The organism is Agrobacterium vitis, from assembly GCF_037039395.1.
Taxonomy (GTDB): domain Bacteria; phylum Pseudomonadota; class Alphaproteobacteria; order Rhizobiales; family Rhizobiaceae; genus Allorhizobium; species Allorhizobium vitis_E.
The window spans coordinates 1,331,350-1,355,085 of sequence record NZ_CP146242.1; the positions used below are offsets into that span (position 1 = coordinate 1,331,350).

The window sequence follows — 23,736 nt, forward strand, 5'->3', positions numbered from 1 at the left end:
CGCCAAAGGCGCCAGAGGAGAGGGCATGTCTCGACCATTCATGATCGGCGCCGGACTGGCGCTTTTCATCGCTTCGACCAGCTTTGCGGCTCCGGCAGCGAAAGCGCCGGAAGCGGACGCGGTATTGAAGCATTACGCAGAGCTGGCGGAGGCGAAATACCAGGATTCGCTCACCACAGCCAAGACGCTGGATGCCGCCGTTGACGCGCTCCTCGCCAAGCCCAGCAAGTCGACGCTCAACAAGGCCCGCTCCGCCTGGATCAAGGCGCGCGTGCCCTATCAGCAGTCGGAAGTCTATCGCTTCGGCAACAAGATCGTCGATGACTGGGAAGGCAAGGTCAATGCCTGGCCGCTGGACGAAGGCCTGATCGACTATGTCGATAAATCCTACGGTACTGAGAGCGATACCAATGCGCTGTACACTGCCAATGTGATTGCCAATACCAAGATCAAGATCAACGGCGAAGAGGTGGATGCCACCAATCTGACACCGGATTTCCTGGCCAACAAGCTACAGGAAGCCGGTGGCGTCGAAGCCAATGTGGCAACCGGCTACCATGCCATCGAATTCCTGCTCTGGGGCCAGGACCTGAACGGCACTGGCCCAGGCGCCGGCAACCGTCCCTTTACCGATTACGACCTGAAGAATTGCACCGGCGGTCATTGCGACCGACGCGCCCAATATCTGAAGTCGGCCTCGACCCTGCTGGTCTCCGATCTTCAGGAAATGGTCGATGCCTGGAAGCCGGAAGGCGAAGCAACCAAGACCTTGCTGGCCGATCCAACCTCCGGCCTCAAAGCTATTTTGACCGGCATGGGCTCGCTGTCCTACGGCGAACTGGCCGGCGAGCGGATGAAGCTCGGCCTGCTGCTGCACGATCCGGAAGAAGAGCATGACTGCTTCTCCGACAACACCCATAATTCGCATTATTACGACGCACTCGGCATCCGCTCGGCCTATACCGGCAAATATACCCGCGTCGACGGCACCAAGATGACCGGCCCGTCTTTGTCGGACCTGGTTGCCGCCAAGGACAAGGCTCTGGACAAGGAAATGAAGTCCAAGCTGAACACCACCATGAAGGCGATGACCGCTCTCGTGAAGCGTGCCAAAACCGTCGAGCACTATGACCAGATGATTGCCGAGAACAACAAGGAAGGCAATGCCACCGTTCAGGCTGGCATCGACGGCTTGATCGACCAGACCAAGTCGATCCAGCGCGTCGTGGCTGCCCTCGATCTCGGCGAAGTCAAGCTGGAAGGCTCCGACAGCCTCGACAACCCCAGCGCCGTCTTCAAGTAAAATATCATTGAAAACAGATGGCCGCTGCCCACCACCGGGCGGCGGCCATTCTCATAGGGATGCCGAACGTGCGGCTGAAGACAGCGACGATAATCCTGCTTGGCGGTGCCCTCCTGATGGGAAGCCTGCTCGAAAGCAGCCTGATGGCAGGCGCCTTTGCAGCGGAGCTGCGCCCGGATCTCACACCGGACGATCGCATCAAGGTCAATGCCGTTACAGTCCCCACCAATGACTTTTCAAAAGCCGAAGCCTTCGAGGCGATGACGGCGGGCGCTGCGAGTTCTACCGGTTCCGCCGATGCCAAGGCCTTTACCCATCCGCTCGCCACCTTGAGTTTCGAGCAGCAGCAGCAATTTTCACTTGGCGAAGCGCTTTTTCAGAAATTCTGGGTCTCCGCTCCCTCCTCCACCCAGGCCTCGGACGGGTTGGGGCCGCTGTTCAACGCCCGCTCCTGCGAAAGCTGCCATCAGCGCGGCGGTCGTGGCCATCCACCCGGACCGGATGGCGATGCCACCTCGATGTTTCTAAGACTGGCTCGACCCGCGCATACCGACGAGGAAAAGGCCGCGATTGCCGCCTTGAAGGCGCTAAATTTTGGCGATGACACCTATGGCCGGCAATTGCAGGACCGCGCCGTACCCGGTCTTGCCGCCGAAGGGCGGCTGGCCGTGACCTATCAACCGAAGACGGTGACGCTTGCCGGTGGTGAAACGGTAACGCTGCGGGTTCCCACCTACACTATCGACGCGCTCGGGTATGGTCCGATGGGAGCAGACACCACGCTATCGCCCCGCATCGCCAATCCGATGATCGGCATGGGCCTGATCGAGGCGATTGCCGACGAAGATATTCTGGCCAATGCCGAGCGGCAGGCCCAAGCGGGCAATGGCGTCTCGGGCACTGTTGCCAAGGTGCGCGATCATCTGAGCGGCGACATCAAGATCGGACGTTTCGGCTGGAAGGCGGAAAACGCCACGGTCCGCGATCAGGCGGCGAGCGCCTTGGCCGGTGACATCGGCATCTCCTCTCCCGACGATCCGCGTCATGCAGGCGATTGCACGGCAAACCAGCCGCAATGCCTGGCAATGCCGAACGGCGTGCAGGCAAGGCTTGGCCCGGTCGAGGCACCGCCGCCGGTGCTGGATCTGATGACCTTCTATAGCGAAACGCTGGCGCCTCCCAAGCGCCGCGACGTGACAAAACCCGAGGTTTTGGCGGGCAAGGCGCTGTTTTATGCATCCGGTTGCGCCAGCTGCCACCAGCCGAAATATGTGACGCGGCGCAATGCCGCCTACCCGGCCCTTTCCTTCCAGCTGATCTGGCCCTATTCCGATTTCCTGCTGCATGATATGGGTCCCGATCTGGCCGATGGGCAACAGGTGGGATTGGCCAGCGGCCAGCAATGGCGCACGCCGCCGCTCTGGGGCCTCGGTCTCACAGCCAAAGTGGGCGGTCGCCAGGCCTATCTGCATGACGGGCGCGCCACCTCCCTGCCAGAAGCTGTTCTCTGGCACGGCGGCGAGGCGGAAAAAGCCCGCAACGCCTTTGCATCCATGACGCCGGGCGACCGCAAGGCGTTGATTACATTTCTGGAGTCACTCTGATGTCGCTTGCAAACCGCCCGGGCTTTCTTCTCACCCTCACGCTCTGCTTCTCGGCCATCCAGCCGCTTGCCTTGCGGGCGCAGGATGCCGCACCCCATGCCAGCGCCCTGCAAACCGAAGCGGTTGCGGGCGTAATGGAAAAGACCGTGGATGGTTTCATCCGCCCCGGGTATCGCACCTTTCTTGACAAGGCCAAGGCCCTGCATGCCGGGATGAACACCCTTTGCACCGCCCCGTCCGACGCCTCCGTCAAAGCGGCGAAGGATGGCTTTGAGCAAGCCGTGCGCGCCTGGGCGCGGATCGAGATCGTCCGGGTCGGGCCGGTGATCGAGGAAAACCGCTTTGAGCACATCCTGTTTTACCCGGACCGCAAGGGGCTGGCGCTGAAGCAGATCCAGGGCGCCATTGCCTCCAATGACGACAGCTTCACCAAGCCTGAAGCCCTGCATGAGAAAAGCGTGGCGATCCAGGGTCTTGGCGCGCTGGAATATGTCCTCTACGGCACCGGCTCCGAGACTTTGAACCAGGCAGACGGTGCATTCCGCTGCCGCTATGGCGCAGCAATTGCTGGCAATATCGAAAACATGGCAGGCGAACTTTCCAGCCTCTGGGAAGCGCCCGGCGGCATCCAGACGGCCTGGAAGCAGCCCGGTCCGAACAATGATGTCTTCCGCACCCCATCGGAGGCCGTCACCGGCCTGCTCGGCATTCTCGTCCACGGAACCGAGACCGTGCGCGACGAGCGGATCGAAACATTCTTCAAAGGTGCAGGGGGCCGTATCGCGCCCAAGCAGGCGATTTTCTGGCGCTCCGGCCTGACCTTCGTCAGCATGCAGGAAAACCTGACCGGCATCAAACAGCTTCTCAACGACACAGGGGCTGCAAACCTGTTGCCGGAGGGCAAGCGAGGCGTGATCACCGCCATCAATACCCAGGCCGATCGGCTGATCCAGACCACCCAATCCATCACACCGGATGTGGAGGCGGCCGTCGGCCAACCCGACAACCGCAAGAAGCTGGTCAGCCTGCTCGATGACAGCCGCAGCATGATCACCGATCTCAGCGACGGACTGGGCGGCGGCGTCGGCCTCAGCGCCGGTTTTTCCTTCGCGGACGGGGATTGATCCCGATGCGCGGCGCATTGATGGACCGGCGACACTTTCTCAAAGCCGCAGGCGCCGTTTATCTGGCCGGGCTGACAACGGCGCAGGCGCAGATCCTGACGGCAACCGATGCCGTCTATGCCTCCGCCTTTCGTGGCCAAGATGGATCGTTTGGCGCCGCCTTGCTCAGCGAAGATGGGCGGATCGTTACGCGCGTCGCTCTGCCAGGCCGCGCCCATGGGCTTGCGGCCAGCGCCAGTAAGGTGGCTGCCTTTGCGAGGCGTCCCGGCACATTCGTCTTCATCTTCGACCGGCAACAGCAGGTGTCGCCTATTGTCGTCAACGCACCGGCGGGCCGCCATTTCTACGGCCACGGGCATTTTTCGCCCGATGGCAAGCTACTCTATGCCAGTGAGAACGATTTCGACAACAATCGCGGCATGATCGGGCTTTACGATGCGACTGACGGATTTCGCCGGATCGGCGAATTTTCCGCCCATGGCATTGGCACCCATGACATGAGCGTCAGCGATGACGGCAGCCTGCTGATCATCGCCAATGGCGGCATTGAGACCAATCCCGATTTTGGCCGAACCAAGCTCAATCTCGACCATATGCAACCATCTCTGGTGCTGGCCGATGCCAGGACCGGCGCATTGATCGAAAAACATGAGCTGCCCGAAGCCCTGCGCCAGCTTTCCACCCGGCATATCGATCTCGATGCGCGTGGCCGGATCTGGTTTGCCTGCCAGTATGAAGGCCCACGCCGCGACCTGCCGCCGCTGGTCGGCCATCTCAGGCGGGGCGAAGCGCTGCACTGGCTCGATCTGCCGCCGGATATCACCCGTGGGCTTGCCAATTATGTCGGGGCGATTGCCGTCAACCGTCGCGAGGGATTGGTCGGCATCACCTCGCCGAATGGCGGTCTCTCGGTAACGCTGGATGCCGACAGCGGCAAGGTGCTGAACACCGCCAGCCTGAGCGAGGCGGCCGGTATTGCGCCTGCCGCCCATGGCTTTGCGACGTCCTCCTATGATGGCAGGTTCCTGGACAGGTCCGAGGCCGTGAACTGGGACCAGCACATCATTCGCATCTGAGGATGGCTTGTCCCCTTCCATCCCGGGCACGATGCTATAGATAGTCACGTTATGCGCAGCGCTCTCACCAATCTCATCTTCATGGCCGCCGTTACCGGTATCGGCATCCTGATCGGTCTGACCAATCTGCCAGGCGACTGGTATGACGGACTGGAAAAGCCTTTCTTCAATCCGCCGGGCTGGATCTTCGGGCCGGTCTGGACTGTGCTTTACGTGCTGATCGGCCTTGCAGGCGGCCGGATCTGGCAGCGGATGCGACGATCACAGAGCGCATCGCGCGTCATGGCGCTGTGGTTCGGCCAGATGCTGCTGAATTTCCTCTGGTCTCCGGCTTTCTTCGGCGCACACAGCACCGGTCTTGGCCTGATTGTCATTCTGCCGATGCTGGCGCTGATCCTCGCCTTTGTCTGGCAGGTCCGGCGCCTGGACCGGGTGGCGATGCTGTGTTTCATCCCCTATGCCGCCTGGGTTGCTTTCGCCACCGTGCTGAACGCCACGCTTTTCCTGCTGAATTGATCGCTGCTGTCGCAAAACCGCCGCGGCCAAACCCCATCAACAGGCTTGCCGCCGCATCAACGGGCTTGTCGAACGGGTTCTGACATGCCAAATGGCAGGCAGACGAGAGGAAAGAGGCGGCAGCCACATGGACGCGGATATCCAGCAGCGGATCACGGCAAGCTTTGCACGGCAGGGCGCCATGCAGACCATCGGCGCGGAACTGACCCGCATCAGCCATAAACTGGTGGAAATCGAGCTGGCGTTTCACGACAAGCTCACCCAGCAGCATGGCTTCCTGCATGCAGGCGTGATTTCCGCCGCTCTCGACACGGCTTGCAGCTATGCCGCCTATACGGTGATCGCACCGGAGACCTCACTGCTGACCATCGAATTCAAGGTCAACATGATGTCGCCCGGGCGCGGCGACCGTTTTCTGTTTCGTGGCGAGATCACCAAGCCCGGCTCCACCATTATCGTCGCCGATGGCCGTGGCTATGCCATCTCCGACGGCCCAGCCAAATTGATTGCCTCGATGACCAGCACAATGATGGTGATGCGGGGCCGTGAGGATATCAGGGAATGACGTTTGATCTGAAATCGGTGTGCAGCAAGTCCATTCTGTTCGTCATGGCCGTCGATGCCGAATATGGTCCGCTCCTGCGCCTGCGCATCCAGCCACTGATGACCGGGGTCGGTCCGGTGGAAAGCGCCATTGTTACCACCAATGCCCTAAGAGATCTCCAGGCGGCTGGGACGCTTCCCGATCTCGTGGTATCGCTGGGTTCGGCAGGCTCGGCACGGCTGGAGCAGACCGCGGTCTACCAGGTCTCCTCGGTCGCCTACCGGGATATGGACGCCTCGCCGCTCGGCTTCGAGAAAGGTCGTACGCCGTTCCTCGATCTGCCTGCCACGGTGGACCTGCCGCTGCGCATTCCCGGCGTTTCCGTGGCCAGCCTGTCGACCGGCGGCAATATCGTCTCAGGCCCTGTCTATGACAGCATCGCTGCAGACATGGTCGATATGGAAACCTATGCGGTGCTGCGCGCCTGCCAGGCCTTCAACCTGCCGCTGATCGGCCTTCGCGGCATTTCCGATGGCAAGGCGGAGCTGAAACATGTCGGCGACTGGACGGAATATCTTGGTGTTGTTGACCGCAATCTGGCCCAGGCGGTGGACGCGCTGGTCAAGGCGCTGGAAGACGGCGTCTTTTGGTTCTGATCCGGCCCAGCCGAACAAGAGATTTTTTGCCATGCCGGCATTTCCCGGATTGCCACGGACACCGCTTTTCATTAAAGGCTCGACATGACCCAGACAGCACATCCCGACAGCGTTCTCATCATCGATTTCGGCAGCCAGGTAACGCAGCTGATTGCGCGGCGCGTTCGTGAAACCGGCGTGTATTGCGAAATCGTCCCTTTCCAGTCATCCGAAGAGGGCTTCGCGCGGTTGAAGCCAAAAGCGGTTATCCTGTCTGGAAGCCCCGCCTCGGCACTGGATGAAGGCAGCCCCCGCGTTCCCCAGGTGATTTTCGACAGCGGCCTGCCGATCTTCGGCATCTGCTATGGCCAGCAAACCATCTGCGCCCAGCTTGGCGGCAAGGTGGAAGCCGGACATCACCGCGAATTCGGCCGCGCCTTCCTTGAAATCGAGCAGGATTGCAAGCTGTTCGAGGGTCTCTGGTCGGTTGGCTCGCGTCACCAGGTCTGGATGTCGCATGGCGACCGCGTTACCGCGATCCCGCCCGGCTTTCGGGTTCTGGCCACCTCGTCCAATGCGCCCTTCGCGTTCATTGCCGATGAGGCCCGCAAATATTACGCCGTCCAGTTCCACCCGGAAGTGGTGCATACGCCTGACGGCGCCAAGCTGATCCAGAATTTCGTCCATAATATCGCTGGCATTACCGGCGACTGGAGCATGTCGGCCTACCGCGCCAAAGCGGTCGAGCAGATCCGCACCCAGGTCGGTGACAAGCGGGTGATCTGCGCCTTGTCCGGCGGCGTCGATAGCTCGGTCGCAGCCCTGCTGATCCATGAGGCGGTCGGCGACCAGCTGACCTGCATCCTGGTCGACCACGGCCTGATGCGCAAGAACGAGGCGGCGGATGTCGTTGCCATGTTCAAGGAACATTACAATCTCCATCTGATCCATGTCGATGCCATCGACCGCTTCGTCGGCGAGCTGGAAGGTGTTTCCGACCCGGAAACCAAGCGCAAGATCATTGGCCGCCTGTTCATCGAGACCTTCGAGGAAGAAGCCAAGAAGCTCGGCGGCGCCGATTTCCTCGGCCAGGGCACGCTCTATCCTGACGTCATCGAAAGCGTCTCCTTCTCCGGCGGCCCGTCTGTCACCATCAAGAGCCACCACAATGTCGGCGGCCTTCCGGACCGGATGAACATGAAGCTGGTGGAACCGCTACGCGAATTGTTCAAGGACGAAGTGCGCGTTCTGGGCAAGGAGCTTGGCCTGCCCGACTCATTCATTGGCCGCCATCCCTTCCCCGGCCCAGGCCTTGCCATCCGCTGCCCCGGCGGTGTCACCCGCGAAAAGCTCGATATTCTGCGCGAAGCCGACGCCATCTATCTCGACGAAATCCGCAAGGCTGGCCTTTATGACGCCATCTGGCAGGCCTTCGCCGTGCTGCTGCCAGTCCAGACCGTCGGCGTGATGGGCGATGGCCGCACCTATGAATTCGTCTGCGCACTGCGCGCCGTCACCTCCGTCGACGGCATGACCGCCGACTTCTACCACTATGACATGGAATTCCTCGGCCGCGCCGCCACCCGCATCATCAACGAAGTGCGTGGCATAAACCGCGTCGTCTATGACGTGACATCCAAGCCGCCCGGCACGATTGAGTGGGAATGATTCAGGCCCATCCAAACGCCGCCGAATTTACGCTGAGATACGACTTAACGCACTGAAAATAAAAATAAATTCTTCCTATGCCTATCGACATCTATCGGTGGGCATAGATCGCGTTCGGCGGCCTCGCTGACGGGCCCCGCCCCCATTGATTAACCGGAAAAACGAAAGTACCGTCAGGTCAAACGAGGCTCATGACGGTACTTTTTTCGAACTAATACGCTGAAATATAAGCGTTTTCGACGACATCAGCCTTCAAAAACCGCGTGACGGTACTTTTCCGCGAGGAGGCCCGAAATGTTGACCGATGCAGCACTCAAGTGCTTGAAACCAAAAGCCAAAATGTACAAGGTATCCGATCGTGACGGCATGTACGTGCGCGTCGCGCCGTCGGGCGCCATCTCGTTCAGGCTCGACTACCGGCTGAACGGCAGGCGCGAGACCGTCTATCTCGGAAGGTATGCTCGTGACGGGATATCGCTCGCCAGGGCTCGAGAGCTATGCATCGATGCGCGCCGGGCGATCGCCGAGGGGCGGTCTCCCGCCATCGAGAAGCAGCGGGAGAAGCGACGGATCAAGGAAGCAAAGAGCTTCGGCGAATTCGGCGAGAAATGGCTGACCAATGCGACGATGGCCGACAGCACGCGCGCGATGCGTCGCTCTATCTTCGAGCGCGAGCTCATGCCCGTCTGGCGGAATCGTCTCCTGACAGAGATCACACCTGACGACCTGCGCGCTCACTGCGGCAAGATCGTCGAACGGGGTGCGCCCGCGACGGCGATTCATGTGCGGGATATCCTGAAGCAGATCTACGGCTTCGCCATTCTCCACGGTGAGAAGGTCGCCAACCCGGCCGATGACGTCGGTCCGGCCTCGATCGCCACCTTTACGCCAAAGGACCGCGCGCTTTCGCCCACCGAGATCCGCATCATGTTCAAACAGCTCGAGCATGTCGCAACGTTGCCGACGATCCGCCTCGGCATGAAGCTCTATCTCCTCACCATGGTTCGGAAGAGCGAACTGCAAGATGCAGTGTGGGACGAGATCGATTTCGACAACGCCGTCTGGACCATCCCGAAGGAGCGCATGAAGCGGTCGAAGCCGCACAACGTCTACCTGTGCCGGCAGACCCTCGACATCATGATCGCGCTCAAGACCTGCTCCGGCAACTCCCGATATCTGTTGCCGTCCCGGTACGACGCGGACGCCCCGATGTCGCGCGCGACTTTCAATCGGGTCACCTATGCCGTCGTTGAACAGGCCAAGAAGGAGGGGCTGCCGTTGGAGCCTTTCACGGTCCATGATCTGCGGCGAACGGGCTCGACGCTGCTCAATGAGTTGGGCTTTAACAGCGACTGGATCGAAAAGTGCCTGGCGCACGAGGACGGGCGTTCATCGCGCGGCGTTTATAACAAGGCCGAGTATGAGGTGCAGCGCCGGCATATGATGCAGCAGTGGGCGGACACCGTAGACGCCTGGATTGACGGTCGGAAGTATGCCCCCACGCTTTTGCCGCAAGCTATGCCCTTGATGGAGCTTGATCCTGCCCTTTGACGGGGCGGGTTTTACGCTTGGTGACATCAGGGTGTTGGGCACGCCGGATCGGCGCAGCCCGCCGTGCCATCAGCCAAGCCTCGACCTCGGCCAGGTCCCAAACGATACAACGTGGCGAGAGCGCGAACCGGCGGGGAAACTCGCCACGCTGCTCCATTTCATAAATAGTACTGTCGGCCATCGGCACCATCTCCCGCAACTGCTGTCGCCGGATTGTTCTCCGAATTTGCGTAGTTTCGATCTTTGCCATACTCAATCTCCCGCGTTGCTGAGGCGATTGAGACTGATAGATGCTGATATTGGAAGCTCCTTCGAAATTCCATGCGGAAATTTCGGGCTCTAGCGTACACATCGGCGGGTTCTTCCTGACTGCTAGGTGCAGCATTAGGGGCGAACAGGTGGTGATGGACAAGCTTGAACGGCGTGGGGGGCCTTAGGGGGATGCATTCAGTAACGCGCCTCCCTTCAAAATCCGCCGAAGCAATACGTGTCGGTTCGAGTCCGACCGCCCGCACCATCTATTCCTTGCTAAGGGTGGGGTCGAGGGTTAGAATCGCTTCGCCGGCTCATATTTTAATCAAGGAAATCAACCTCTTGCAAAGCGCATTTAAGAGCGCTTTCTGCTTACACAACCACCTAGGCTGTTGCGTGTAAGCATGATACCATCTTTGGATGTCCTACTGTGCTTTTGGCGCAGGACCACAGCGCCTCGGGCGAGATGGGCTCATTCTTCACTCCTATTCCTCACAAAAAATATGCTTTATCGCATATAAATTAGATTGTTTCACGTCGGTGTAAACCGGGCTTCGAGCAGATCGAGTTCGCGCACCAGCTTTCGGCTCATGGCATGGGAGATGTGGTGCGAGCGGCTGAGCCGATAGAACGTTTCGAGTTCTGCCCCGATGCCGGCGAGGCGGAGGTCACTCGACCGATCCATTTTCCGCAACATTTCGGCTTCGTTCTCGGTCTTCGCGCCGCCGTCGATACGTTGACGATAGAGCCCGACGACGTGAGCGGCGGCTTCGGCATAGATCCCGGCGTCGTCACGACCCTGGCAGAGATCGCCCAGCACGCGCTCGATGGCCTTGATCGCGGCTTCGCCGCAGCGATCCGCGCAAGATCCTCTTCCTTTCGGCGGGAAGGCTCGGGCGGCAGCATCAGACCCTTGAGCAGGAAGGGAAGACCAAATCCCTCTGCGATTCAGGACGTTCGTTCTATTATCGTCCATTCCTCCGGCCCGAGCGCGATGCCCATAGCCTCGGAATGCGCGCGCTGCCGGTATCGTTGTTCACCGGGAAACCGGGAAACGCCCGAGGCGCGAAGTTCGCTAAGCAGTATTTCGATACGTGAGCCGAAGGCCTCGTTGCTGCGGGTCGCGTCAATAGCTATCACGCATTGGCCGGCATTGCCGGAAATCACGCCGGGATAGCGTGCTGACCTGTCTTCGAAGCCGAATCGTCCGCCCGTCAGCCCCGCCGCCAGCACCTCAACCATGAGTGCGATCGACGCGCCCTTGTGGCCGCCGAATGGGTTGAGCGTCCCGCCGTCGAGGACCTTCGCGGGGTCAGTGGCCGGACGGCCAGCGGAATCGTTGCCGATACCCGGGGCGAGTTTTTCGTTCCGCCGCGCCGCGAGCAGCACCTCGCCCTGGCTGGCAGCGCTGGACGCTTGGTCCCAGACGATAGGCGGGCCGTCGCGGCGAGGGAAGGCGAAGCACATCGGATTTGTACCGAGCACTTTCCTTCCAGCGCCCCAGACGAGTATCCGGCTGCGGGCGTTCACCGTGGACAGCGCGACGAGGCCGGCCTCGGCCAGCGGCTCGACATCCGGCCAAAGCGCGCCGAGATGATGAGAATTGCGGATCGCCAGAAGCGCGATACCGTACTCCCTTGCGTTGGAGATGAGCAGCGGACGCGCCGCGGCCAGCGCCGCGGTCGCAAAGCCATTGCCGGCATCAATCGAGAGAAAGGCCGGCCCCACCTCAGTGATCTTTGGCACAGCCCGACCGTCAATCCAGCCGGTTCGGACGCTCGCGAGATAGCCAGGCAGCCGCAGCAAGCCGTGGCCTCTCGCGCCGTCCCTTTCTGCGGCGGTGATGACACCGGCGAGGATATCGGCATGGTTCCCGTCTACCCCCGCCTCAATGAGAATGGCCAGAACTCGTCGATGGAGGTCGGCAATAGCGATCCTGCGTTCCGTCTCCAAGGGCATCATCCGGCGAGCCGGGAAGCGGCGATATGCTGCATCACCTCCTCCTCGACATGTTCCCAGATGCGCGTCTTGAGCGCTGCATAGGGGACGGAAGTCTGGACTGCCACGCCGCGCGGACGCGGCAGCTCGTTGTCAAAGATCGTCTTGATGCGCCCCGGCCGGGCTGACATGACGACGATACGGTGACCAAGGATCAGCGCCTCGTCGAGATTGTGGGTGATGAAGACGATAGTCTTGCCGCTCGCTTCCTGGATCCTCAGGAGTTCGGTCTGCATGACCTGCCGCGTCATGGCATCGAGTGCCGCGAAGGGCTCGTCCATCAGCAGCACCTCGGGATCAGCCGCGAGACTTCTGGCGATTGTGACGCGCTGCTGCATGCCCCCCGAAAGCTCGGCAGGGTAGTGATCCGCAAAGCCGGTGAGTTGCACCATGTCGATGAGTTGCTCGGCGAGTTCCCGCCTTTCCCTGCGCCGCGCTCCGCGCATGCGCAACGGAAACTCCACGTTTTGCCGAACCGTCTTCCACGGAAACAGGGCATAGGATTGGAACACCATGCCGCAGCGCGGATCGATGCCGGTAATGGGCTCGCCACGCAGCAGGATCTTTCCGCTTGTCGGCGCGGAAAATCCCGCAAAAAGGCTGAGCAGGGTAGACTTCCCGCAGCCTGAGGCACCGAGGATGCATAGCAGCTCATTGGATTGCACCTCCAGCGAGAGGTTCTGGACGGCAACGAGTTCGCTGTCCTTTAGCCGGTAGGATTTGGTGATGCGTTCAGCCGTGAGAATGGCAGTCATGACACAATTCTCCTTCTTTTTATCGCCTATGGCGTTCCCATGGCAGCAGCAACCGTTCGACCTTATTGGCTACCAAATCGGCCACCAAAACCGTCAGCGAAATGCACACCATGCCGACTAGCACCATGGTCATGTCGCCCCATTCCTTGGCTTCCCAAATGATCGCGCCCAGGCCGTTGCGGGCGGCGACCATCTCAGCCGACAGAACGCAGGACCAAGCGATCGCTAAGGTGACCTTCAGCCCACCAAGGATACCCGGGAGCGCCCCCGGGAAAATGACTTCCCGCATCACCGTAAAGTCGGAGGCACCAAGATTACGCGCCGCCCGGATCAGGATTGGATCGACGCGACGCGTTGCCTCGTATGTAGAAAGGAGAACGTAGATCCACGAGCCCAAGAAGACGATCAGCACTTTCTGTCCCTCGCCGATGCCAAGCCACAAGATTGTTAGCGGAATCCAGGTGATCGAAGGCAAAGGACGCAATAGTGAGATGAAAGGCGCGAACACTGCCCTAATTGTTTCGTTGACGGCCATGGCAACGCCGAGCGGCACGGCAATGACTATAGCGAGTAGGAAGCCCAAGAAGACCCGGACTGAAGAGGACAGGATCGCCACCCAGAGGCCTCCCGAGGCGACTAGCTTCATCGCAGCCTGAGCCACCTCGCCTGGAGAGGGAAGGAAGAGCTTTGATACTAGGCCAGTTCCGGTCACCACCGCCCAAAGAAGAAGGAACGCTAGAACCGATGCCAAGCTGATCATCGTCGTACGGCTTGGTTTGACCATTGAGATATAGCTTGCAGTTCGGGAAGGAGACAGTGTCTGTTGAGAAAACTCAGCCATCATTAGTTTCCCTTGGGTACGAAACTTGTGTCGAGCCACTTGGCTGTGTCAGGGCGCTCCGGAATCTTGCCAGCCTCATGCAGCATGTCGGCGAGATACTGCATCTGCTCTGTATGTTTTTTGAGATGGTTCTCCCAATCCTTACTCCCGAAATACTGGAAACTTTGGATGGCCTTCAGCATCTCCTCTGGGGACTGCTTGAAATATTCGGCGACCATTGCGGCAGCCTCCTGAGGGTTCTCGATAGTGAGATCGGCGCCTTTGAGCAAACCAGCGGCAATGGCTCGGGCCTGATTGGGATATTTTTCGACCACTTCGCGGGAGACGATGACAATATCACCTGCGGCCATGGTGCCGAAACGGCGGAACATTTCGGTTTCGCGATCGGTGCCGAGCAGCTTACCTTGGGGAACGGCCTCCTTCAGCCGCGTTAGGAGAGGTTGCCAGACGCAGGCTGCCTCGATATCGCCATGGCTGAGTGCCGCGGCCATCTCGGTTGCCGGGAGGTTGCGATAGTCAAGATCGCCGAGTTTCAGTCCGGCATCGGCTAAAAGACCGGCGAGTGTGATCTCGGCAGAGGAATTGGCGGCAACCGCCTTGCCCTTCAGGTCAGCCACTGAGGTAATGCCGGGACGAGCCCAGCAACCTTCCTGACCAGGGGAATCGTCAACATTGGCAAAGAAGGAAAAACTCTCGTTTCCGCGCGCCATTTCGCTGATAACCGCGACGCGGCCGAGATTGCTGAACGCCGCATCGCCTGCGGTTAGCGCTCTGATGCGATCGGAAGAGTTGACGATTACCTGCACGTCGACATCGATGCCCTGCTCTTTGAAAAAGCCCTTCTTGATTGCGACTAGGATCGGTACTTGGCCAATCCAGGTTACCGAACCGGCGAAATCGAGACGTGGCCTGTCTTGCGCATAGCCGGCAAGCGGCATGGCGAAACAGGCGGTGATGACGGCGAATGCATGGATAAGATTGCGAACGGTCACGAGAAGGCCCTTTCAGTAGAGGGAGACGAACTTTTGCAATGCAGCAAGTTAAACACACGTCTAAACATTATGCAATGAACCGGTTCATAATTTATGTGCTTAAAAAATAATCAAATGCTCCTCTTATGGCGAGTTCGCCTGCTTAGTGGGAAGATCAAGGCCTTTTGGCCATTTTTATGCGGAGACCGCCTGCTCTTAGCGAACTCACAAGCTATGGAAGCTTTCACATCTGCCATGAGCACCAAGGCAGCAGCATGGTGAACCGGTTCATTGACCTAACTCTGATTGGATGTTAGGCGTAACTGATAATGTCGCCGAATTCTTCTCAACCTGGTCAAACGCTATGGGCTGCCATGATAAATTTACCTGAGGGGGATTTACTTGCTCGCACTCTGCCACGCACTTATACCGATGCCGGTGAGCCGCCGCTTTCCGCCTCCTCTCTCGATCGGGAAATGGAGACTGATATCGTCGTTATCGGCGGCGGTATCATGGGCGCCTCGGCGGCTCTCCATCTGGCGGCAGGCGGCGCTTCAGTCTGCCTTGTCGAGGCCGAGACGATTGGCTCCGGTGGAAGCGGTCGCAGCTTCGGCCAAGTCGTTCCCTACCTCCGCACCGAGCCGGACGTGGCACTTGCAAACCTAGGCAAGGAGGCCGGCACAAGGCTAATCAACGTGGCCGCCCGCTCGCCCGACCTGGTTTTCGATCTCATCGCACACTACGGCATCGATTGCGACGCAGTGCGCAACGGCCTGCTTTTCGCCGCTCATGCGCCTGCCGGCGAGGCGTCTTTGCGGAGCCGGCGAGATTGGTGGGCTGCCCGCGGCGTCGATCTTCCTCTGCTCGACAGGGAAGAGGCGGCAACTGCGATCGGTGGCGGATTCTACCCTTGCGTCCTTGTCGAGCCACGCGGCGGTACGCTAAATCCCCTTGCCTATGCCCGCGGGCTTGCCCGCAGTTGTGCAAGCCTCGGGGGCCTCGTCTTCGAGCAAAGCCCCGTTAGCGGTATTGTGCAATCCGGTAATGGCTTTTTCGTGACTGCCGGGCGCGGCGCGATCCGCTGCCGGACCGTCGTCGTCACTGCCGGCCTCGGACTCCGGCGGCTACTGCCAGCCTATCGTCGAACGCTCCTGCCGGTGCGCGTGCACGAAGCCGCGACCGAACCTCTTTCTGTGGAACAGATTGAGGGCATCCTGCCCTCCGCCACCGCGCTCACCGAGACCCGCAAGCTCCCGTCGGGAATCCGCCGCACCAGCGGGGGGCAAATCGTCGTCACACTTTCCGGTCCGGCAGCGGGAGAGCGTGGCGCCGATCCGGACGCGGCGGCACGGCGGCTGACTGAGGTTTTCCCGCAGCTTTCCTCTGCGCCGGTTTTCGAACGATGGAGCGGGTGGGTCGATCTCACCCGTGACCAATATCCTCGTATCGAGGAACCGCAGCCGGGTTTTTTGGTCGGCTTTGGGCTCAGCGGCCGCGGTCTTGGGCTTGGCACCACGCTCGGCAAGGATCTCGCATGCCGCGCTCTCGGTGCACCCTGGGCAAATATCCCCTTTCCCGGACGCGGGCAAACGTCGGCGCGGAAGTGGTGGCCGGGATCGTCTTTCGCCGCATCACTAGCGATGGCAGCGATACGCATGTCCGAGGAGCATCGGTTTTGAAGGAGCCTTCAGTCTTCAGCGTCCTGCACGGGCCAGCAGGATTGCCGTATCACGAGAGTCGTCGGAAGCGTCACCACTCGGCCGATACCCGACGCTTTGCCTTCAATTCGGTCAAGCAGCATGGCGGAAGCATGCCGGGCGAGTTCCGCGAGATCGGACTTCAGGGCGGTGATCGGAGGCGTATAGAGTTCCGCAAGGTCCGAATCGTTGCCTGCCACGACCGATACCTCTTTGCCGACCTCGCGCCGCAGCGCCCTGAGCGCCTTCAGGCAACCAGGCAGGGCTCCCATCGATGCGGCGACGATGGCGGTTGGCGGCACCGACGAGCTAAACAGCGCCATGGTTTCGCGGAACGCGTCCTCCTGTTCGATAACTCGGTCGCGGATGGTTCCCATTGCCGGATCGACGCCGTGGATCTGGTATGCCTCCCGGAAGCCGGCGACACGGCTGTAAGAGGGAAAGGCGCGGGTATCCCCAACCAGCAGTGCGATGTGCCGGTGCCCGCGCTCGATCAAATGCGATATCGCTGTGCGGGTACCATTGAGGTGATCCACAGTGACCCGGTCCAGGGTCTTGATATGGTCGCGATCGATGAGCAGAACCGGACATGGCGCGCGCATCAACGCCTCATTGACGCTGGCATTTGCCTCATCGCTGACGGTCATCATGATACCATCCACTTTTCGTCGCTCGAAGGCTTTCAGAAGCGACACCTCTACTTCCGGCTTGTTGGTGGTGGCCGAGAGGATGAATGTATAGCCGCGCTCGCGGAAGACCTGCTCCGCTTCCTTAATGTACTGGGCGAACTGGGGAATGTCGAAATCCCGAATGGCGCAAGCGATCAGTTTTGTGGTGCTGCCGCGCAGGCTCTGAGCGACGATATTCGCCTCGTATCCGAGCGCCTTCATAACCGCTTCGACTTTCCGGCGAACCTCTTCCGAAACTGTCGGATTATTGTTCAGGACCCGCGACACGGTGCCAACCGATACACCGGCAGTTTGCGCAACATCCCGCAGTCGCACGGTCTGCCGCTTCTCGTTCTTGCGCATAATCCCCCCTGGACAGCCCATATGATGAACCGGTTCACATGCAAATTGAAGAAATTTTACAATAGCATCGAAGATTGCGATGACTAGATCAAGGCGAAAAAAGCACAATATTATTCTCGTAGCACTGCTTGGACTGATCGCATTCACAAATGCGCTCGGATCGGTCATCGTGTTTCCGCTCGGCCCTTTCATGGCTGCCGATCTCGGAATTCCTGTTCACCGCGTGGCGCTAACCAGCGTCTGTTTCAACGGCGCGGCAGGGCTCGGCGGCATAGTGGGCGCCTTCTTCCTGGGTACAGTCGATCGACGCCGATCCCTTATGCTTGCGCTTCTGGCCATAGCTGTGGCCACCGGCGTAATCGCCGTGTTTCCGCATGCGAGCTTTACCACGGTGTTGACGGCCCGGGTAGCGGCAGGCTTTTGTTCCGGTCCCTTGCTTGCCTTGGTAATCGCCACAGCGTCTGACCTGACGAGCGATGCGGCCCGAGGTCGGGCCGTGAGCGCGATCATCGGAGCTTACGGCTTCGCGCTCCTGCTCGGTGCGCCGATCTCGTTGACCGTTCAGACTCTTTCGGGTTCCTGGCAATCTGCATTTGGCTTACTCGCGTGCCTTTATGTCGTGTTGTCTCTGCCTGTCTTGTTCGGCGTGTTCGGGTCGACGCAGGCTGGGTTGGCCGGTGTTCGTCTGACCGTCGACAATGTCTTCAATGCTGTCGCCAAGCCCGGCGGAAAAACTGGCCTCATGCTGACGGCCGGCGCTTCTTACGCGACTTTCCTGATTTCGCCGCATATCAGCGCCTATGCTCTCACGAACCTCAGCTTCTCGACAGCGGAACTGGGTTACATCTATCTTGTAGGAGGTGTGCTTTCCTTTGTTGCCACCGGCGGTACCGGTTGGGTCATCGACCGGATCGGCACGGTGGCGGCCTCATTGGCGGCGGGCCTCGTTCTCACTGCATTGCTTTCTTATGCCTTCTTTCTGCATCAACCGATGCCGGCCATGGCTTTTGTGCTTGGAATGCTGCTGGCGGCCCAGCTTGCCCGCAGCACGGTGGCCCAGACAACAGCAAGCCGCATCGCGGAACCGGAAGACCGGATCGCGTATCAGTGCCTCGTATCGGCAATAACGAGCATCGCTTCGGCTGCGGGCGCAGCGAGTTCGGCCGCCTTGCTGCGTGAGCGCCTCGACGGGCAAGTGACGGGCATGCCGGTTCTCGCCCTTATCAGCATTCTTCTGTGCTGGCTCTCTTTTGGGCTCGTTATGCGCATGGAGCGTATACTCACGACGAACGAACTAAAAAAATGACCGATTGATGAACCGGTTCATTGAAGTGATTCTGGATCGGTGTTAAGAGTCGAACAGATGCCGGTTTCGCAGTGACAAAAAGGGAACAGCATGGCAGATAAACGAAAGATGCGCCTCGTGGCATTTCTGAAGGCAGGGCCTACCAGTCATCATCACGGCATGTGGCGCCATCCAGAAACCGACAACGGCTTTCTCGACCCGGCTTGGTATGAGCAACTTGCCCAAACGCTCGAAAGGGGCTTCTTCGATTGCCTGTTCTTCGCCGACGTGATGGGCCTGTACGACTATTATAACGGCAACTTCAACACTTTCGTGTCCAAGGGTGGGGCGCTCAGTCTGCTCGATCCCATTCCCATCCTGGCGATGATGTCGCGGGTCACAAAGCATATCGGTCTCGGCGCGACGCTTTCGACGACGTTTGTCAATCCCTACCAGATCGCCCGCGTCCTCGGCACGCTCGACGTATTGAGTGGCGGCCGTATGGCTTGGAATGTCGTGACTTCCGCCAGCAGCACCGAAGCGCGCAATTTCGGGCTTGAGGCGATGCCCGGCCGCAGTGAGCGATACGAAAAAGCCCACGAGGTGGTGGATGCATGCATGCATCTCTGGGACAGTTGGCAAGACGGCGCGTTGGTGATGGACAAGGAAAACGGTGTCTTCGCCGATCCTTCCAAGGTCCGCTACGTCGACTACAAAGGCAAGTGGGTGAAAACACGCGGACCGCTCACCGTTCCACGCTCGCCGCAGGGGCATCCTGTTATCATGCAGGCTGGCTCTTCCGGACCTGGCCGCGCTTTTGCCGCCCGCTGGGCTGAAATGATCTTCACGCTGCAGCATAGCACCCGCGAAATGGTCGCCTTCCGCGCCGAGATGCGTGAAGCCCTTGCCGCTGCCGGGCGCAATCCGGACGATTGCGCCGTCTTGCCGTCCGTCGACCCGATCATCGGCGAGACGGAATCGATTGCGCGGGAGAAGCAGGCCTATGTCAACAGCCTAGTCGATCCGGAACTCGGCATGTCGTTGATGTCCTCGCATGTTGGCAGCGATCTTTCGAAATACACGCCCGACCAGTCTCTTCTGGACTTGCAACTGGAGGAAGGTTCACGCGGCTCGCTCGACGTTATCCTCCAGGGCACCAAGGCCGAGGGCCTTACTATCGGGGAAGCGGCCAAGCGCTTCGCGACCAGCGAGCTTGCTCCTCAGGTCGTTGGTACGCCCGAGCAGGTGGCCGATCAGTTGGAGATGATGTTCACCGCTGGCGGCTGCGACGGTTTCATCCTGACGCCCACAGTGTCTCCCGGGACTTGGGAGCAGTTCGCTCGCTCGGTGGTGCCAATCCTGCAAAAACGCGGGCTGATGCGGACTTCCTACGAGGGCCCCACGCTACGTCAGAACTTGAGGTGATAGCATCATGTCGGATCTTACTGTCGGATTCATCGGCTTCGGCGAGGCGGCCTCCTGCTTCTCAAAGCATCTGAAGGAGCAGCCCTCAATGCGGCTGCTGGTATTCTGCAACGGCCGCACCAACCGACCGCCCTATTCGGAGGCATTTCTTCGCTTCGCCGGAGAGGCTGGTGCGACGACCATGGATACGCTGGCGGAGCTTTGCGGCGCAAGTGACGTGATCTTTTCCGCCGTCCTGGTCGCCAATGCGCTTGAGGTCGCGCGCGAGGCCACCTCCTTTCTGAAGCCCGGCACTCTCTATGTGGACATCTCCGCCTCGACACCGTCGAAGAAGAGGCAGATCGCAGCAGCAATCGAGGCTGGGGGCGGCCTCTATGTCGACGCCAACCTAATGGGATCCGTGGCGATCTACGGCGCGCCGGTGACACTCTACTGCTCCGGTTCCGGGGTTAGCCGCTTTGCCGAGCTGTTCATACCGCGCGGGATGACGATAGATGTGGCGAATGACCGAGCCGGCGACGCCGCCATGGTCAAGATGCTGCGCAGCGTGGTGACCAAGGGAATAGAGGCGCTGGTGGTTGAGGCATTCACCATCGCGACGCTGCAGGGCGTGCGCGGCGAGGTGATGACCGGGCTCTTCGGCTCGATGGACAAGACCAAGTTCAGCGATTTCGTCGGCATGTGCATCCTGACCGACGTCCTTCATTCGGAACGCCGTGCCGTTGAGATGGATGAGATCGCCACAGACATCCGCGCCATGGAGCTCGATCCTATCATGACTGAGGCCGCAGGCCGCAGGCTCTGGGCCTCGGCAAGACTCGGGCTGCGCGAAGCTTTCGTCGGCCGGAAGGATGCCACCCTGGAACAAGTCCTCGATGCCTATGCGGCCGCCATCAAGACAGGACCGCCGGAAGCGGGGACATCCAGGCGGCGAAAAGGCTGAACGAGAAGGGACGGAGGTTTCGAATTCAATGCCGAAATACGTTACGCGACCAGCCGCAGAATCCTACGGTTACGCGATCGGAATTCTCGCCATTGATGGCGGCGAGCCTGGCGACGTCGGCAATCCTTCGAGCTATTCCTATCCGGTCCTTTACCGGTCGCTGCATCCAGGGGATGTAGCGGAGGAGGATCTGGTCATCGGGTTGGCGCGGGAGCTTTTCGCTTGCGGTGTCCGCGCGATTGGCGGAACAGGTGGCAGCTTGTTCCGCCATCAGCGAGCGGTTGCAGCCGCCGTTGACATTCCGGTCTGCCTTTCCCCGGTCGCCTGCATGCCGATGGTAGCCGCGACGTTTCTTCCCAGCGTCCAATAAAAACCCGAGATAGGGGTTCGACCAGCAAGAAAATGAAAGAAATCATCATGAAAGACCAAGAGCAGACTCAACTTGACCCCCTCAATTTGCGCAATGCCTTTGGGTACTTCCCGAGCGGCGTAACCGCGTTATGTGCATTAATAGAGGGCAAACCGGCCGGCATGGCCGTAGCATCCTTCACCACCGTTTCTCTCGACCCGCCCCTGGTTTCGGTCTGCATCCAGAACAACTCTTCAACCTGGCCAGTGCTGAAAACCGCTGAACGGCTCGGATTGAGCGTACTCGGCTCAGAACAGCATGGCATTTGCAGCAGCCTCGCCGCCAAAGGAATTGATCGGTTCCGGGACATAAGCTGGGAAACAAGTCGTGCGGGCGCAATTTTCGTTTCCGACGCAGCAATGGTCATAGAATGCTCGATCCACGAAACGATTGAAGCCGGTGATCATCAGATCATACTTCTACGCCTACACCTCTTCAGCATCAATCCGCATGTCGAACCCCTGGTGTTCCATCGCAGCACGTTTCGGCGCTTAGATACGTCACTCAATTGATTTCCTTAATTTTTTAGCAATCCCATTGCTTGCTGATGGGGGTACTAGAGCGATCTGACCGCCATTCGCTACCATCACTTGGCCGTCGGATTTTTAGCGGATCCGACTTAAATAATCCGAGGCCCTGCCGGCCAGAATAGTTAGGCTCACTCTTTCAGTTAAAAGGATGTTTCGTGCCGGATCTTGCGCTTGACCTGCGATACTTACGGTATGCGTTGCTCGTCGCCGAACACGGCAGTTTTCGTCGTGCTGCGGAGGCCATTGACATGTCCCAATCTACTGTCAGCCGCCGGATTCAACTGCTTGAGCGGCGACTCGGAGGGCCTCTTTTTGTTCGCAGCCTTAGCGGAGCGAAGTTGACCGAAGCAGGGGCTAGATTCCTGGAAGAAGCCGCCTTGGGTGCGTCTTACATCCATGAAGCTGTAAAGGACATGAAGGCAACCCATCGTGAAGGCTCCGGTAAGATACGGATAGGTTTGATGACATCCTTGGCAAGTGGATTCCTCCCCAATCTTGTAGGGGAATATCATTCTCGCTTTCGCAAAGTCGATGTGAAGATAGCGGAAGCGACCTTCGAAGAAGCCACGGCTGGCGTTCTTAGCGGCCGCATAGATGTTGCCTTTCTGCCAGGAAAGCCGCAACTGCCGAGATGCCAGTCAGTTCAACTCTGGAACGAACAACTTTTCCTTGCATTGCCAAGACGACATTTTCTTGCATCGGCTGATAGCGTCGTTTGGGAAAATGTACGCAATGAGACATTTCTAATCCCGGCGGGTATCGCTGGCGCGGAACTCGATCATCATCTGCTAAGACAACTTTCCGATTCCAATTTTCAGCCGAGAATGTCTCTACAAGGCGTTGGCCGAGATAACTTGTTGAACATGGTGGGCAAAGGATTCGGTGTCTCGCTGGCCTTATCATCAACGTCCGGCAGCGCACACAGAGAAGTAGTGTTCGTGCCTATCTCTGATGGTCCGAAGATCATCTATTTCAGTGCTGTTTGGTCGCTACGAAACCAGAACCCGGCCCTAAAGCAATTTCTCGAATTGGCGACCGAAAAATCACACCGAAATATGGACGTCAATTAGACCTACTGGTGCCGGTAGTTGTTCCTGGTTCGCGCCCTCGCTGGCAATCGAAACCAGACTACATCCGATACAGAAATATTTTTGCGTCATTGTAAAGCTTGCTGCATGTAGCGGAGACCGTTGCTGGGATTATCTGCAGCAAACCTACATGCTATTCGTCGACCTTGGGCATTCGAGGTTGTAGGTTGGTAACGCCTTGCGTAGTAGGCTTTTTTACAAAGCCGCGATCTGTCGCGATGAACCGCTCGAGCATCGGTACAATCAGCTTGGCGGGATCTGCCGACGATTGAGCCTGTTGACGGTTTAGCAGCTCGGCATTCCCAGACTCTCTCGTCAAAGCGTGAATTCAGTAAAGGCAAATGCTCGGCGGCGAATGCACTCACGTCATCCCCGCTCCGGCCGCCGTCGGCGAGTAGCACGCCGGCCGGGTCGAACATATCCTCCCTCGCATCACCGTCCGGGCTGACCATTCTTGCACCGAACAGCGGAGTGGTCGTGAGAGCTCCGA

Annotated in this window: 23 protein-coding genes and 1 pseudogene; 16 read left to right on the plus strand and 8 right to left on the minus strand. The window is 59.4% G+C overall.

What is annotated here, in order from left to right:
- Nucleotides 1-25: 25 nt before the first annotated feature.
- From V6582_RS08900 to V6582_RS08940, 9 genes are all read left to right on the plus strand, one after another.
- A complete protein-coding gene (locus tag V6582_RS08900) occupies nucleotides 26-1,303 on the plus strand; it encodes an imelysin family protein (protein WP_070163833.1) in 1,278 nt (425 codons plus the stop codon).
- 59 nt (nucleotides 1,304-1,362) lie between these two features.
- Nucleotides 1,363-2,907 carry a di-heme oxidoredictase family protein gene (locus V6582_RS08905; RefSeq protein ID WP_420360223.1) on the plus strand — a complete coding sequence of 515 codons (1,545 nt, stop codon included), beginning with the start codon at nucleotides 1,363-1,365 and terminating at the stop codon, nucleotides 2,905-2,907.
- Nucleotides 2,907-4,031 carry an imelysin family protein gene (locus V6582_RS08910; RefSeq protein WP_156633757.1) on the plus strand — a complete coding sequence of 375 codons (1,125 nt, stop codon included), beginning with the start codon at nucleotides 2,907-2,909 and terminating at the stop codon, nucleotides 4,029-4,031. The genes V6582_RS08905 and V6582_RS08910 overlap by 1 nt, the downstream gene beginning before the upstream one ends.
- Nucleotides 4,032-4,036: 5 nt before the next feature.
- Entirely contained in the window at nucleotides 4,037-5,107 is a 1,071-nt protein-coding gene (locus tag V6582_RS08915) for a DUF1513 domain-containing protein (protein ID WP_156633759.1), read from the plus strand.
- A 51-nt stretch (nucleotides 5,108-5,158) separates the two neighbouring features.
- Nucleotides 5,159-5,623 (plus strand): TspO/MBR family protein, encoded by a 465-nt coding sequence (locus tag V6582_RS08920; protein WP_156633761.1) that lies wholly within the window; start codon nucleotides 5,159-5,161, stop codon nucleotides 5,621-5,623.
- A gap of 127 nt (nucleotides 5,624-5,750) precedes the next feature.
- The gene (locus V6582_RS08925) at nucleotides 5,751-6,188 is read left to right on the plus strand and encodes a PaaI family thioesterase (protein ID WP_156633763.1); all 438 of its coding nucleotides are present in this window, start codon (nucleotides 5,751-5,753) and stop codon (nucleotides 6,186-6,188) included.
- Nucleotides 6,185-6,823 (plus strand): 5'-methylthioadenosine/S-adenosylhomocysteine nucleosidase, encoded by a 639-nt coding sequence (locus V6582_RS08930; RefSeq protein WP_156633765.1) that lies wholly within the window; start codon nucleotides 6,185-6,187, stop codon nucleotides 6,821-6,823. The genes V6582_RS08925 and V6582_RS08930 overlap by 4 nt, the downstream gene beginning before the upstream one ends.
- Nucleotides 6,824-6,907: 84 nt before the next feature.
- Complete coding sequence (guaA, locus tag V6582_RS08935; protein WP_156633767.1) at nucleotides 6,908-8,470, plus strand: glutamine-hydrolyzing GMP synthase; 1,563 nt, start codon at nucleotides 6,908-6,910, stop codon at nucleotides 8,468-8,470.
- Between the two features lie 294 nt (nucleotides 8,471-8,764).
- The gene (locus V6582_RS08940; protein WP_156633769.1) at nucleotides 8,765-10,021 is read left to right on the plus strand and encodes a tyrosine-type recombinase/integrase; all 1,257 of its coding nucleotides are present in this window, start codon (nucleotides 8,765-8,767) and stop codon (nucleotides 10,019-10,021) included.
- Here the strand turns inward: V6582_RS08940 and V6582_RS08945 are convergent.
- The 6 genes from V6582_RS08945 to V6582_RS08970 form a co-directional block, all read right to left on the minus strand.
- Complete coding sequence (locus V6582_RS08945; RefSeq protein ID WP_081341948.1) at nucleotides 9,987-10,271, minus strand: helix-turn-helix transcriptional regulator; 285 nt, start codon at nucleotides 10,269-10,271, stop codon at nucleotides 9,987-9,989. The two genes, V6582_RS08940 and V6582_RS08945, sit on opposite strands and share 35 nt — an antisense overlap.
- A gap of 534 nt (nucleotides 10,272-10,805) precedes the next feature.
- Nucleotides 10,806-11,249 (minus strand): hypothetical protein, encoded by a 444-nt coding sequence (locus tag V6582_RS08950; RefSeq protein ID WP_156633771.1) that lies wholly within the window; start codon nucleotides 11,247-11,249, stop codon nucleotides 10,806-10,808.
- Complete coding sequence (locus tag V6582_RS08955; RefSeq protein ID WP_197433253.1) at nucleotides 11,222-12,226, minus strand: Ldh family oxidoreductase; 1,005 nt, start codon at nucleotides 12,224-12,226, stop codon at nucleotides 11,222-11,224. The genes V6582_RS08950 and V6582_RS08955 overlap by 28 nt, the downstream gene beginning before the upstream one ends.
- Before the next feature lie 5 nt (nucleotides 12,227-12,231).
- A complete protein-coding gene (locus tag V6582_RS08960) occupies nucleotides 12,232-13,026 on the minus strand; it encodes an ABC transporter ATP-binding protein (RefSeq protein ID WP_070151341.1) in 795 nt (264 codons plus the stop codon).
- Nucleotides 13,027-13,045: 19 nt separating this feature from the next.
- Nucleotides 13,046-13,867 (minus strand): ABC transporter permease, encoded by an 822-nt coding sequence (locus tag V6582_RS08965; RefSeq protein ID WP_114386315.1) that lies wholly within the window; start codon nucleotides 13,865-13,867, stop codon nucleotides 13,046-13,048.
- A 2-nt stretch (nucleotides 13,868-13,869) separates the two neighbouring features.
- The gene (locus tag V6582_RS08970) at nucleotides 13,870-14,859 is read right to left on the minus strand and encodes an ABC transporter substrate-binding protein (RefSeq protein ID WP_337739366.1); all 990 of its coding nucleotides are present in this window, start codon (nucleotides 14,857-14,859) and stop codon (nucleotides 13,870-13,872) included.
- Between the two features lie 353 nt (nucleotides 14,860-15,212).
- On the opposite strand from V6582_RS08970, the gene V6582_RS08975 reads away from it, so the two are divergent.
- A complete protein-coding gene (locus V6582_RS08975; protein WP_197434463.1) occupies nucleotides 15,213-16,517 on the plus strand; it encodes an NAD(P)/FAD-dependent oxidoreductase in 1,305 nt (434 codons plus the stop codon).
- 8 nt (nucleotides 16,518-16,525) lie between these two features.
- On the opposite strand, the gene V6582_RS08980 is transcribed toward V6582_RS08975, so the two are convergent.
- Nucleotides 16,526-17,566, minus strand: a complete 1,041-nt coding sequence (locus tag V6582_RS08980; RefSeq protein WP_156536318.1) for a LacI family DNA-binding transcriptional regulator — start codon at nucleotides 17,564-17,566, stop codon at nucleotides 16,526-16,528.
- 79 nt (nucleotides 17,567-17,645) lie between these two features.
- Here V6582_RS08980 and V6582_RS08985 point away from each other — a divergent pair, with 79 nt between their 5' ends.
- The 6 genes from V6582_RS08985 (at nucleotide 17,646) to V6582_RS09010 (ending at nucleotide 23,228) form a co-directional block, all read left to right on the plus strand.
- On the plus strand, nucleotides 17,646-18,872 hold the full coding sequence (locus V6582_RS08985) for an MFS transporter (protein WP_070151338.1): 1,227 nt from the start codon (nucleotides 17,646-17,648) through the stop codon (nucleotides 18,870-18,872).
- A gap of 90 nt (nucleotides 18,873-18,962) precedes the next feature.
- On the plus strand, nucleotides 18,963-20,276 hold the full coding sequence (locus tag V6582_RS08990) for an LLM class flavin-dependent oxidoreductase (protein WP_234823918.1): 1,314 nt from the start codon (nucleotides 18,963-18,965) through the stop codon (nucleotides 20,274-20,276).
- Between the two features lie 7 nt (nucleotides 20,277-20,283).
- Complete coding sequence (locus V6582_RS08995) at nucleotides 20,284-21,219, plus strand: NAD(P)-dependent oxidoreductase (protein WP_070151336.1); 936 nt, start codon at nucleotides 20,284-20,286, stop codon at nucleotides 21,217-21,219.
- A 28-nt stretch (nucleotides 21,220-21,247) separates the two neighbouring features.
- The gene (locus V6582_RS09000; protein ID WP_060719703.1) at nucleotides 21,248-21,589 is read left to right on the plus strand and encodes a hypothetical protein; all 342 of its coding nucleotides are present in this window, start codon (nucleotides 21,248-21,250) and stop codon (nucleotides 21,587-21,589) included.
- Between the two features lie 32 nt (nucleotides 21,590-21,621).
- Nucleotides 21,622-22,140, plus strand: a complete 519-nt coding sequence (locus V6582_RS09005; protein WP_197434464.1) for a flavin reductase family protein — start codon at nucleotides 21,622-21,624, stop codon at nucleotides 22,138-22,140.
- A gap of 173 nt (nucleotides 22,141-22,313) precedes the next feature.
- Nucleotides 22,314-23,228, plus strand: coding sequence for a LysR family transcriptional regulator (locus V6582_RS09010; RefSeq protein ID WP_060719704.1), 915 nt, complete (start codon nucleotides 22,314-22,316; stop codon nucleotides 23,226-23,228).
- A gap of 151 nt (nucleotides 23,229-23,379) precedes the next feature.
- On the opposite strand, the pseudogene V6582_RS09015 reads toward V6582_RS09010, so the two are convergent.
- Nucleotides 23,380-23,544, minus strand: a pseudogene (locus tag V6582_RS09015) (DUF2274 domain-containing protein); the annotation flags it as partial.
- Nucleotides 23,545-23,736 lie beyond the last annotated feature (192 nt).